The 11,857-nt window shown below is 34.1% G+C and carries 9 protein-coding genes; 4 read left to right on the top strand and 5 right to left on the bottom strand.

Translation table 11 applies throughout. The features are described 5' to 3' along the window. Positions 1-59 precede the first annotated feature (59 nt). The 3 genes from U6A24_RS08545 to U6A24_RS08555 form a co-directional block, all read right to left on the bottom strand. Positions 60-956 carry a thioredoxin family protein gene (locus tag U6A24_RS08545; RefSeq protein ID WP_324179530.1) on the bottom strand — a complete coding sequence of 299 codons (897 nt, stop codon included), beginning with the start codon at positions 954-956 and terminating at the stop codon, positions 60-62. Positions 957-1,050: 94 nt separating this feature from the next. Further along, positions 1,051-1,515: a DUF1573 domain-containing protein gene (locus U6A24_RS08550; protein ID WP_324179531.1), complete on the bottom strand. Its 465-nt coding sequence runs from the start codon at positions 1,513-1,515 to the stop codon at positions 1,051-1,053. Positions 1,516-1,657: 142 nt separating this feature from the next. Then, positions 1,658-2,719: a response regulator transcription factor gene (locus U6A24_RS08555; RefSeq protein WP_324179532.1), complete on the bottom strand. Its 1,062-nt coding sequence runs from the start codon at positions 2,717-2,719 to the stop codon at positions 1,658-1,660. 107 nt (positions 2,720-2,826) lie between these two features. Here U6A24_RS08555 and U6A24_RS08560 point away from each other — a divergent pair, with 107 nt between their 5' ends. Beyond that, the gene (locus U6A24_RS08560; protein ID WP_248328337.1) at positions 2,827-2,985 is read left to right on the top strand and encodes a YqaE/Pmp3 family membrane protein; all 159 of its coding nucleotides are present in this window, start codon (positions 2,827-2,829) and stop codon (positions 2,983-2,985) included. A gap of 52 nt (positions 2,986-3,037) precedes the next feature. Then, entirely contained in the window at positions 3,038-3,754 is a 717-nt protein-coding gene (gene lipB, locus U6A24_RS08565; RefSeq protein WP_324179533.1) for a lipoyl(octanoyl) transferase LipB, read from the top strand. Between the two features lie 30 nt (positions 3,755-3,784). On the opposite strand, the gene U6A24_RS08570 is transcribed toward lipB, so the two are convergent. Then, positions 3,785-6,253: a hypothetical protein gene (locus U6A24_RS08570; RefSeq protein WP_324179534.1), complete on the bottom strand. Its 2,469-nt coding sequence runs from the start codon at positions 6,251-6,253 to the stop codon at positions 3,785-3,787. A gap of 192 nt (positions 6,254-6,445) precedes the next feature. Continuing rightward, on the bottom strand, positions 6,446-7,048 hold the full coding sequence (locus U6A24_RS08575; RefSeq protein WP_324179535.1) for a ribonuclease HII: 603 nt from the start codon (positions 7,046-7,048) through the stop codon (positions 6,446-6,448). A gap of 136 nt (positions 7,049-7,184) precedes the next feature. Between U6A24_RS08575 and U6A24_RS08580 the strand changes: the two genes are divergently transcribed. Beyond that, positions 7,185-9,176: a putative porin gene (locus U6A24_RS08580; RefSeq protein ID WP_324179536.1), complete on the top strand. Its 1,992-nt coding sequence runs from the start codon at positions 7,185-7,187 to the stop codon at positions 9,174-9,176. A 148-nt stretch (positions 9,177-9,324) separates the two neighbouring features. Further along, positions 9,325-11,622, top strand: coding sequence for an FdhF/YdeP family oxidoreductase (locus tag U6A24_RS08585; protein WP_324179545.1), 2,298 nt, complete (start codon positions 9,325-9,327; stop codon positions 11,620-11,622). Positions 11,623-11,857: the final 235 nt, after the last annotated feature.

The following is an 11,857-nucleotide window of genomic DNA, read 5'->3' on the forward strand; positions in this document are numbered from 1 at the left end:
TTTTAGAGGCACAAAAGTATAGTATTTAAAGAATTTAAGGAAAAGTCTGCTTAAAAATTTTATTCTTGATTTGACGCTATTCGTAATTCTTTAATTTTACTTTGAATTTCTTCATTATCGGCAAACTTTAATGATTTTTCATAATACTTGATTGCATTTGTCTCATCATTTAAATAGAGATATTTGTTTGCGAGGCTTACATGTGCATTGGCTTCTTCGGGAAATAACATCAAATTGAATTTTAGTACAGCAATAGCTTCCTCGTATTTGTGTGCAAAAAATAGTACATTGGCATAGGTGTTTAACTCGTACATGTTCTGCGTTTTTTCTTTAAATTCTGAAATGAGTTTTTTTGATTTTTTAAATAGGTAATCCTGATCATGTTCTTTTAGTATTTCATCAATGGCAGTCACCGAAGAATAATTGGATATGTATTTGTTTGATACTATTTGCAAAATATCTTCTTCAAGTGTGGCTTTTGGAGATTCTACAATGCGATTAACCTCTTTGCTATCTTTGTAAAAAATAAAGGTCGGTACCCTATGAATGTTTAAGCCTTCATGTTCTCCTCCTGGACTTTGTTTATAAAAATTCCTTTCATTATTTACTGCGACCACAGTTATTCTTTCTGCTGGAAAATTCAACGAGTCTAACACTTTATAGAAAGCTGGTACCTCACGTTTGCTATCACCGCACCAGGTGCCCATGAATACAGTTATTGTATATTGATTTAGTTGGTTCTTAATAGTTTCGATCACATCTTTTTTTGGAGCATATTGATTGTAATTCTTTTGAAACCATTGCCCATAAGGAGCTTGGCTAAGTCCTTGCTTATTAATTTTTCCTAAAAGTAAGGAGCGATTATTGCTTGTGGTAACTTCTTTATTAAACGGTTGTGCATTGCCAGAAACTGCGGTTATCATAAGCAATAGGATGATATAGATGAACTCTTTCATTTTTTGATTTTTTTGATGAATTAAAGTGGAAACAAGTAGATAAAGAACATATTGCATTACCTACTTGTGGTTATTTGATGTTAGATTGAAATAATTATGACCCAATACTGCTTTTTGGAGTAACATTAGCTTTAACCTTAAGAATTTCTTTACCCTTTTCGGTATTGGTTGTAATTGTAATCTGCTTGGTCTGCATATTAGGTTTTCCGCTAGAGTTAAAACGAACCAAAAGAGATCCACTTTCTCCGGGCTGTATAGGTTCTGTAGACCATTTTGGCACAGTACAGCCACAACTGCCTTTTGCACTAATGATCACAAGAGGAGCTTCTCCTGTATTTTTAAAAAGAAACTCATGTTCTACAACGTCTCCTTCATTAATGGTCCCAAAATTATAAGTCGTTTCTGAAAATGACATAATAGGTAACTTTGTTGCTTTAGTGTCATGTTTTGCTGCTATTGCGACATTTTCTGGTTTCACTTTTTCTACAGCTTTTTGTGTACATGATAACGTTGTCATGAATAACACTGTAGATAAAATCATTAAAATTTCTTTTTTCATGGTATAGGTTTTTGGATTATTGAAATAGTTTACTGCTCTCTTGGTACTTGAGAAACACCATCAAAAATGAAATTTTAAAAGCTAGGAATTGAAAAAAACGGGTATGAAATAGGGACTAGACCCCCGGTTGGATTTTTTGAAGTTATTTGATATACAGTGACTTAACCTCGTCTCTGGAGCTAGTGCCTAGTTTTTTATAAAGATTGTTGATATGAGTTTTTACAGTGCTCACACTAACAAACATTGAAGATGCAATCTCTTTATTCGTTTTATCTTCCAGTATAAGTTCTAGTATTTTTTGTTCTTGTTGGGTGAGTTTGGTTTCAGAAACATATATTGTTTTTCTTTCTTCTTTACTCTTAACAAACTGAAATAGGTTTAATGATATTGAAAAAATAAGTAAAATTCCTATACCCCATAAAAGCATACTATTTGAGGTTTCCTTTTTGGGGTCGAGCAAAAACTTATCAGCGGCCAATTCAATTTCATATTGATTGCTGTAGGTGCTATTAGGATATTTTTCCTCAAGCTTACTTAATAATTCATCATAATAGGTATTGCTAGTCAAGTCCTCTAGATACTGCGAATATAAGTCATTAGTCTTGTTGGATAAAAAACTATACACATACAGTTCTATAAGTGGTTCGTCTAATTTTTTACTATACTGTCGTAGTGTATTAATCCATTTTTCAGAATTGATTTTTCGGTTTGCTACACTACGATAGCTCCCAAAAGCATAATGCATCTCATCAATGACAGAATCGATTTTTATGAAACCATTACTTTTTTCACTTGCTGAGACCACTTTACAAAACATTTCTTTGTCAAAAGAAAAAGGAAATGAAATAGAGTCTTTATTGTTTGCGATAAAAAGAATTTCTTCACTATCTGTACAAAAACCATTTAAGTGCGCTCTTTTTTTGTGAATCGCAGAACAATTGTCAACATGGATTCTATAAATACGATTTTCTGATGGTAGGTTATCTCCATTGAAAATGAAATAACCAGTAGAATCTGGTTGAACCTCCTGGATAATTTGTTCGGAGTAGATACCATGTATTTTCCTATAATCTTCAACAAGAGACAGGTAAACGCCATTGGGCCAATCTGTTTTGTTTACATGACCAGAAAACTTGTACTGTGCAAAGATTTCACAAGGATGTATTAAAAAAAGAATGCCAAATAAAGAAAATAGTAGTTTCATCTTCATAAAGAAAAGAGAAATATAAAGATTAATTTTTTAACTGGTGTAACATAACTTTGCATCCAGCTACCTATAAGTATAACATATTAATTTATTTTACCACATTTATGAGTTTTTGGAGAGTTTTATTAGCCATTTTTTTTCCACCACTATCAATATTAGATAAAGGATGCGGTTCTGTATTGATTGTCTTGTTATTAACTATCTGCGGATGGGTTCCTGGAGTAATAGCCGCTTTGGTAATACTAAATAATCCAAATAAATAAAATTTCGGGATAACCAAATAAAATGAACTGAGTTCGTCGTATCTTTGTACCGATGAATAAGAAGATCGAAATACAGGAGTTAGGGAATAAGGACTTCAAAGATACTTGGGAATACCAGGAACAGCTATTCAAGCAAATATTGGATATAAAGGTTAAAAACAGAAGAGAGGATGCCGGCCTCGACACGCCAAATTATTTTCTTTTTGTAGAACACCCACATGTATATACTCTGGGAAAAAGTGGGGATATGAGTAATCTTCTATTGTCTGAAGAAGAGCTTGAAAAAAAAGAAGCGACTTTTTATAAAATTAATCGCGGGGGAGATATAACCTATCACGGCCCCGGCCAAATAGTAGGGTACCCAATTTTGGACCTGGATAATTTTTTTACCGATATACATAAATATCTTCGTTTTCTTGAGGAAATGGTTATTCTTACTTTGACCGAGTATGGTATAAAAGCTACCCGTAGTGAAGGAGAAACAGGAGTTTGGCTGGATGTTGGTACGCCATTTGCCCGTAAAATATGTGCCATGGGTGTACGGGCCAGTCGTTGGGTAACCATGCACGGATTTGCATTAAATGTAAATGCAGATTTAGGATATTTTGACAATATTATCCCTTGCGGAATCAGAGGAAAAGCGGTCACCTCTCTTCACGTAGAACTTGGCCTCGAAAAAGTAAATATAGATGAGGTAAAAGAAAAACTACTCAAGCATTTTAAAACACTTTTTGAAGCAGAATTTAATATACAAAAAACCGAGGCTTAACCTCGGTTTTTTTGTTCTGTATTTTTTTCTTTAATTAATTTGATAAATCAATACACTATTGTCTTCGCCCTGTACAACAAATTCTAGGTTAGGGTCTTTATCCATATTGCCTAAGCTTAAAACAGAATTTCCATAGACAGGGAAATTAGGGAACAACTCGGCATTGCTATCATACAAATAAACCTTTTTGGCTTGTACATCAGTAATTGTGATGTAGATTTTGTTATTGATATAATATAACTTTGGTTCAGTATACACGCCGTAATCTAGTTCTAGGATCCGTCCTTTTATAGATAATTTGTTTTCCGAAAAAGTTACCAGGGTTTTATTGGTGGATACGATGCCGTTATTTTCACCAAGATTTAGATTTTGTGTAACTACCCCACCTTTTTCATCTATTTGGATTAACTTTCCATCTTTGGTAGTCGATGTGAATTTATCCTGGTATTGATACCATTCGTTTTTTGAAAAATTGACCTTATCTTTTACTGTAACTCTGGTTCTTCCTAGTCGATCCAAAATACTAAGCTTTCCATTTTCTTCAGATAATAAAATGTAATCTTTGGTGCCGATACGAATATGTTTTGGCGAAATGATCAAGTTGCTATCTGTACCTTTAAATCCAAAACCTGTTACTATTTCGCCCTCGGCATTAAGCATTGTTAGTTCATTGCCTTGTGTAAGTACGATGCGATAACGTTTGCTTTTGTCATAGTCAAATAATGCAAGGGGTTGTGTAATTGTTTTTTCAAACTTTTTGGGGTAAGGAGCAACATCTTTACCGTCGCGATCAACAAGATATAATGTATTTGCTGTATTAAAAAGTAACTGAAATCTTCCGTTTTTATAAATATCTATTTGTTGGATTTCTCCAAGAATCTCACCATCTATTTTTTTCTTCCAGAATATGTCCCCTTTGTCAGAAATCAAATACAAGTTGTTTTCTATATCTTGAATAGCAATATCCATCCCTTTTGTTCGGTGATTTTTTACTAAAACAGGTTTGTTCAATACTTCTTTTTCTAAAGTTGTAGAAGCTACTTGTGTTACCGATGTTGCTGCTCCTTTTGCTATTTCTTTCTTGAGTACCGCGTGTATGTGAGCAAAATCATTTTCTTTAATGATTTGAATCAATCCGATAGGATGGTCTTTATCTCGAAGATTTTCCCATTGATCCTTAAGCTTGTCTTCGGTATATTCAGAAATATAATTCTTAAGGTTTTGGGTAGAGCCGGCGATAAGAATTGAAGCATTATCAGATAAATCTTTTACGGTATTCTTGTAGTACGTTTGTTGATAAATTAATGTCTGGTTAAGAATATTAGCAATAATATCTCTAAGTGTAGAGGTAGAAGAGCCTAAAACTACAAACTCATCTTTAACAAAATAATACTTTGCTTCAAAATTTTTGACCAAAGGGTTAAGCACTTGCGAAAAAGCGTCTGTGTTCTGATAATTATATATAGGGGTATTTCTATAAGTGTCGACCTTTGCTCCGCCAAGGCTTTTTGAAGTCGTTTCACTATCCAAAGTTGTTAATACCAATGCATTTTCCTTTTCCATAAAAACCAAACCTATTTCTGAAACTCCAGAGAGTACTTCGTCCAACTCATTTGGTATGTCTTCGAATTCCCTATCCTGAGCCAAGGATAAATTTTTCTTTAATACTTCGAAATCGTCATAGGTAAATGATATGAAGCCTTTGGCAGTCACTGGAGCAACTTTTGCAATACGATTCTCTTGGGCAATGGTATTGTCAAAAATGCCAATGGTGCTATATAAAGAATCTTTTTCAATGGCGATTCCGTCCAAAAGAATGGTGTTTTGGTCTAGCGAGGCGTCCAAAGATGCCCATCCGCTAAAATTTTCCAGGGCATCAAGTTTTGTATTTGGTAGTAATGAGTTGTGAATGCTTTGTAATTTTTTTCCGTTTACCAGTATAGAAAATGCGTTGTCCGATCCAGAAACCTCAAATACCTTTTTTAAATCTTTATCAATAGGTAATGGATTTGCTTGTATTCTAATAGCATTTTCAATTAGTAATTGAGATGATGAAGTAATAAGTATACTATCCCTTTTGGTGGCAAAAAAAGTCTGATTTACATCTGTTACCTTATATATTGTTTTTTCAGAATAGTTTATAGTCTCTATTTTTTTTGTTTGTAAGGAGTCATTGGAAAGTAAAGCGGGATCAATTTTAGAAATATACGTGTAGTCAAAGTCGTTTTTACCTCGAGGAGAAAAACATAATAATCCTTCACGTTGATTTGTCTTATTCAAAACCGAAATTTCTTCGAAGTATTTAAAAAAATCAATTTGCTTATTGTTCTTAATAAAGTTGTTATCCCTAAGCTTGCTTGAGGTTTCTTCTAAGTCATTAATTTTAATAACGACTTGTGCGTCTATGGGGATATGATCTATAAGAGCATTAGATTCTTTGCTCTCATTTGTACAGGAAATAGCAATACATAGTAAGAGCAATGCAACTGTTTTTTTCATTATTTGGGTGCGTTTTGTATTCTTTGACTCTGTTTCCAAATTTAAAAATTTCAGATTTCGAGTTTGCAAAATATAAAGTCTACTTCAAAACCCGAAATATAATTTATGATATATAGTGTTTTTCTTAAAATTAGAAGTTTTGATACGCCTATTGCCTGAAACGGATATTGTTTTGTTTTTATTTCTTAAGAATTAAAATAAATCCAGAGTAAGTTGTTCTGGCAAGAGCCTAAAACTTTTACGATGATACTTTGTAACACCATATTTACGAATAGCTTCGCGATGTTCGACAGTGGGATAGCCCTTGTTTTTTTTCCAGTTGTACATAGGGTATTCTTCATGGATTTTTTCCATGTATTCGTCTCGATAGGTCTTAGCCAATACCGAAGCGGCAGCTATATTTAAATATTTTCCATCTCCTTTGATCACACAGGTATGTGGTATATCCTGATAAGTTTTGAATTTGTTTCCATCTACAGCAATATGTTCTGGTTGCGGATTTAATTGCGAAATAGCCTTTTGCATGGCAAGGATTGATGCATTCAAAATATTAATTTCATCTATCTTTTCCATATAAATATGTGTAACACCATAGGTAAGACAGCAGTCTTCTAATAAAGGTTTTAAAGATTTTCTTTTGCTTTCGCTTAATTGTTTAGAGTCATTCAGAACACTATTATTAAAGTCGTTTGGCAATATTATGGCTGCTGCTGTAACAGGCCCTGCAAGGCATCCACGACCGGCTTCATCTGTGCCGCACTCAAGTTTGTTCGGATGTAGTTGTAAGGTAAGCATAATGCTAATATACAGTTTGATTAGGATTTAAAGGAAACTATTTTTTGAAATCAATAAAAAAGATAAATTAAACAAACAATGTAGATCATTTACTTTCGTTAAAAAAAGTATATTTTTGCCACAGTTTAGCATTCGAATGAGAAAAAACTTAATAATTATTTTTTTACTTCTGGTAGGACCAATACTATGGGCCCAGGACAGAAACCAAGAAGAAAATACGGGGTTTGGTAGAAGACCTTCTCAAGACTCCGGTAATCGATCAAGGGTAGAGGGAGCCCAAGAAAAAAAGGAAAAACCTCCGATTACAGATTATAAAATCATTTCTATAGAAAATGATACCACTTATGTTGATACTACCTTAACACTACGTAAGGATTATAGGTTTAACTATTTAAGGAGAGATGATTTTGAACTGCAACCCATTCATAATGTAGGTCAAACATACAACAGTTTGGCAAAACGAGAAGAAAGAGATCATCTTTTGCCTCTTTTTGGTGCTCGGGCTCGACATTTTAACTTCATGGAGGCAGAAGATATCGACTATTATCATGTGCCTACCCCACTTACAGAATTATATTTTAAAACGACATTCGAACAAGGGCAGCAATTGGATGCCTTTTTTACTGTAAATACCTCGCCTCAACTTAACTTGTCGATTGCTTATAAAGGTGTTCGTTCCTTAGGTAAATACCAACATGCTTTAACAAGTACGGGTAATTTTAGATCTACAATAAATTATATTACCAAAAACAAAAGATATCAAGTAAAGTCGCATTTTGTGTCTCAGGATTTATTGAATGAAGAAAATGGTGGGTTATCTGATGAAGGCTTACAACAATACTTGGCATTAGGAGAATTTTCCAGTCAGGATGCACAAGAAGATTTTGCAGATCGAGGCGCCATATCTGTAAAATTCGAAGATGCAGAAAGCATTCTTTTAGGAAAGAGATTTTACTTAAATCATAAATTCGCGATTGTAAAAAAAACAGACAGTACCAATACCGAGCTTTCTCTAGGACATATAATGGATTTAACAGATAAGTCATTTCAGTTTGATCAAACCGCTGCAAATGATTTGTTTGGTGCCTCATACGAATCAGGAACACAAACCGACAAAGTAGCATTAGAGGATTTTAGTAATCATGTCTTTGTTGATTTTAAAAACAAATGGCTGGGACAACTTCGTGTTACAGGAGGTAGTTCTAATTATAATTATGGATACAATTCTATCCTTCGACAAACCGATAGTGAGGGTAATCAAATCAATATCAGAAATCGTATCAAAGGCAATGTATACTCTGTTGGGGGTGAATACCAAAATGATTATAAAGGTCTTCAAATTTTTGCCGACGGAATGTCTATTGTATCTGGCGATTTTGATGGTAATTATATCAATGCAGGTGTCGCATATAATTTAAATGATAAATATCGTATTCAAGGAAAATTAAGTACAAACTCTGTTGCACCCAATTATAATTTCTTGTTATACCAAAGTGATTATATAAATTACAATTGGCAAAATTCTTTTGAGAATGTAGAAACACAAAAAGTACAGGTCAATGTAAATGCTAAAAAAATTGCGAACCTCGAGGTAAGCTATACTACTATTGATAATTTCACATACTTTACCAAAAATACCGATTCTGTTACGGTTCCTTTGCAATCCTCAGAAAGCATCAACCTCCTTAAAGTTAAACTTTCTCAAGGGCTCAAAATCTGGAAAATTGGTCTTGAAAATACAGTAATGTATCAAAGCGTTGATGGTGGAGATCAAGTGTATAATGTGCCCGAAATTATTACTAGAAATAGTCTTTATTTTGAAGATCGCTATTTTAAAAATAATGCCCTATTCTTGCAAACAGGAGTTACACTAAAGTATTTCACAAAGTATTTTGCAGATGCATACGATCCTGTTTTATCAGAATTTTATACTCAAAACGAAGAAGAATTGGGTGGTTTTCCTCAAATAGACATATTTTTTAATGCCAAAATAAGACAAACGCGTATCTATTTCAAAGTAGAAAATTTTGGAGAAGCTTTTAGTCAGAACAAAGAGTTTTCGGCCCCGGGATATGCTACTCGAGATGCAGTCATCAGATTTGGGTTGGTCTGGAATTTCTTCCTCTAATATTATGGGCACCCAGGCGGGCTATTCGTTGCAATTCCTCGCCTTGATAGGACTGCGGGATTTTTCACTACTATCCCTGGTGCAATTCATAAGATTAAGGCGTATCTTTGAAGTTGATCAAGGGTTGTTTTTTCAAGACCACAAAATAATGAGCACTACCAAAAAAAGAAATATTTCGGTTGTAGGACCAAATGAATTTACGGGGATCAAATTAAAAGAACCGGCCGAGTATGCAGCTGGACTCCCAGCTGTAAAAGTTGCGCTGCAACATGCTTTTAAAGAAATGGGTGTGGTTAAATCTTTTCATGCGCTTTCAAAAATGAACCAAAAAGAAGGTTTTGATTGCCCAGGGTGTGCCTGGCCAGATCCCGAGAAACCTTCAAGGCTTGGAGAATACTGCGAGAACGGCGTAAAAGCACTGGCCGAAGAAGCAACCCATAAAAAAGTAGATAAAGATTTTTTTGCAAAATATTCTGTCGAAGAACTTTCAAATTGGTCCGATTATCAAATTGGTAAAAGTGGAAGGCTAACCGAACCTATGGTTTTAAAACCAGGAAGTATTCATTATGAACCAATTTCCTGGGAAGATGCTTACAGTTTAATCACTCATGAGCTAAAAAAATTAGAGTCTCCAAACGAAGCCATATTTTATACTTCTGGTAGATCTAGTAACGAGGCTGCATTCTTATATGGACTCTTTGTAAGAGCATTTGGAACCAATAACATGCCCGATTGTTCAAACATGTGCCATGAATCAAGTGGTGTTGCGTTAAGTGAGACTTTAGGAATTGGTAAAGGATCTGTAAAACTCGAAGATTTTGATGAAGCCCAAGTGGTTATCGTTATGGGGCAGAACCCAGGGACCAATCATCCTAGAATGTTATCTGCTCTTCAAAAATGTAAAGAAAATGGCGGAAAAGTTATAAGTATTAACCCGTTAGAAGAAGCCGGTTTAATTCGTTTTAAAAATCCACAGCAGATCAAAGGAGTATTATCTTCAGGGACATCACTAACCGATATTCACCTTCAAGTAAAAATTAACCAAGATGTTTCCCTTCTAAAGTTAATAATCAAAAAGTTGGCAGCTTTGGATAAAGAAAAAGCCGATGTTTTTGATCATAAGTTTATTAAGAGGTATACCCATGGATTTACCGAATTATTACAGGATATAGAACAATATTCCAAAGAAGAACTTTTAGAACTATGTGGGGTAAAAGAAGAATTAATAGATAAAGTAGTTGCAGTACTGGCAGATAATGACAAAATTATTATTTGTTGGGCAATGGGATTAACGCAGCACAAAAATGGAGTCGAAAATATCAAAGAATGCGTAAATCTATTGTTGCTAAAAGGTAGTTTGGGAAAGCCAGGTGCAGGTACCTGCCCGGTTAGAGGTCATAGTAATGTTCAAGGTGATCGCACAGTTGGGATTATGCACCATGTTTCTCCTGTCTTAAATAAATCAATAGAAAATGTTTTTAATTTTTCCCCACCAAATAAAGAAGGATTGGATACTGTGCACGCTATAGAAGCCATGTATACTAAAAAAGCTAAAGTTTTTGTTGCTTTAGGTGGTAATTTTTTGTCAGCTGCGTCAGATACAAAATATACAGCAGAAGCCCTTCAAAATTGTGACTTAACCGTTAATATTAGTACAAAATTGAATAGAACGCATTTGGTGACTGGTAAAACAGCATTGATTTTGCCAACGCTGGGACGTTCCGAAGTAGATGAAAAAAACGGAGAACAAAGGTTTTTTACCGTAGAAAACAGTATGGGTAAGGTGCATAGGTCGAAGGGGTTGATGAAACCCATTTCGAACAACCTAAAGAGTGAACCCGAAATTATCGGAGGTATTGCTAATGCTTATTTTGATACGGGGCATGTTGTGCAATGGAAAAGCTTAAGTGAAAACTATGAATTGATTCGTGAAAAAATAGAAACTGTCATCAAAGGATTTAAAAGTATAGAGCATAGATCAAAAGGGACAGGATTCTATCTTCCTAATAATGTAAGAGATTTAGATTTTAGCAAGCTGCCTAATCAAAAAGCACAATTTAGTATTTGTAGTTTGCCTAAACATAAATTGAAGAAAGATGAGTTTGTTCTTATGACAATTCGCTCGCATGATCAATTTAATACTACAATATATGGTTTGGATGATCGGTATAGAGGAGTGTATAATGAAAGAAGGGTTGTGTTTATTAATAGTGAAGATATGAAAGAATACAATATCGAGAAGTTGGATATTGTTAATTTAACAAGTCACTATGATAATAAAGAAAGGAAGGCTATTAATTTCTTAGCGATACCCTATAATATTCCAAAAGGAAACTTGGCCGCATATTTTCCAGAAACCAATATTCTAGTTCCCTACAACCATTTTGCCGATAAAAGTCATACTCCTATTAGTAAGTCTATTATTGTTCGTATACACAAAGTTTGATGTGGATAATCAATTCAAGATTTTTTTTATTTGTAACCAATGTATAATCAGGGGTTTGTAAAAAGGATAAAAAATAGTTTAGAAAAAGTGTTGTGGATTAGAAAAAGGTGTGTATGTTTGCACCCGCAAAACGGGGTTTATGTTTTGTGTTGTTCATGAGGTTTTGTGGTTAGGGGGAAACTTTTTCAAAAATAATTTAAAAAAGTTTTGGTGGTTAAAAAAGGGGTTGTATATT

Source organism: Aquimarina gracilis (assembly GCF_035285365.1).
Taxonomy (GTDB): domain Bacteria; phylum Bacteroidota; class Bacteroidia; order Flavobacteriales; family Flavobacteriaceae; genus Aquimarina; species Aquimarina gracilis.

Bases quoted from the DNA above. Each gene is read 5' to 3' on its own strand.
- U6A24_RS08545 (WP_324179530.1), bottom strand. From the start codon at position 956: ATGAAAGAGTTCATCTATATCATCCTATTGCTTATGATAACCGCAGTT.
- U6A24_RS08550 (WP_324179531.1), bottom strand. From the start codon at position 1,515: ATGAAAAAAGAAATTTTAATGATTTTATCTACAGTGTTATTCATGACA.
- U6A24_RS08555 (WP_324179532.1), bottom strand. From the start codon at position 2,719: ATGAAACTACTATTTTCTTTATTTGGCATTCTTTTTTTAATACATCCT.
- U6A24_RS08560 (WP_248328337.1), top strand. From the start codon at position 2,827: ATGAGTTTTTGGAGAGTTTTATTAGCCATTTTTTTTCCACCACTATCA.
- lipB (WP_324179533.1), top strand. From the start codon at position 3,038: ATGAATAAGAAGATCGAAATACAGGAGTTAGGGAATAAGGACTTCAAA.
- U6A24_RS08570 (WP_324179534.1), bottom strand. From the start codon at position 6,253: ATGAAAAAAACAGTTGCATTGCTCTTACTATGTATTGCTATTTCCTGT.
- U6A24_RS08575 (WP_324179535.1), bottom strand. From the start codon at position 7,048: ATGCTTACCTTACAACTACATCCGAACAAACTTGAGTGCGGCACAGAT.
- U6A24_RS08580 (WP_324179536.1), top strand. From the start codon at position 7,185: ATGAGAAAAAACTTAATAATTATTTTTTTACTTCTGGTAGGACCAATA.
- U6A24_RS08585 (WP_324179545.1), top strand. From the start codon at position 9,325: ATGAGCACTACCAAAAAAAGAAATATTTCGGTTGTAGGACCAAATGAA.